General features: G+C 67.2%; 1 pseudogene. It reads left to right on the top strand.

Annotated features, from left to right (window positions below):
- Positions 1-207, top strand: a pseudogene (locus tag KVT37_RS33305) (EEP domain-containing protein); the annotation flags it as partial.
- Between the last annotated feature and the right edge of the window lie 22 nt (positions 208-229).

The following is a 229-nucleotide window of genomic DNA, read 5'->3' as shown; positions in this document are numbered from 1 at the left end:
GATCACCCCGTCCATGTCCCCCAGCCTCTCCCCGCCGCCGATTTGATCCCCCGGGTCGATCCCGACCCCCCCGGCGACAAAAGCCGCCACAAATGCATCGACTACATCTTCACCAGCGCCACGCTGGCCAGATCGCTGCAGCGCCTGTGGTCCGACAGGGACGCCGCCGGCTCCGGCCACCTGCCGCTCTGGGCTGAGTTGGGCTGAGATTCTATCCGCACAAGCACCC

This window comes from Mesorhizobium sp. GbtcB19, assembly GCF_019091085.1.
GTDB lineage: Bacteria > Pseudomonadota > Alphaproteobacteria > Rhizobiales > Rhizobiaceae > Mesorhizobium.
The sequence above is the reverse complement of the archived record's forward strand: the minus strand, read 5'-3'. Positions and strand labels throughout refer to the sequence as shown.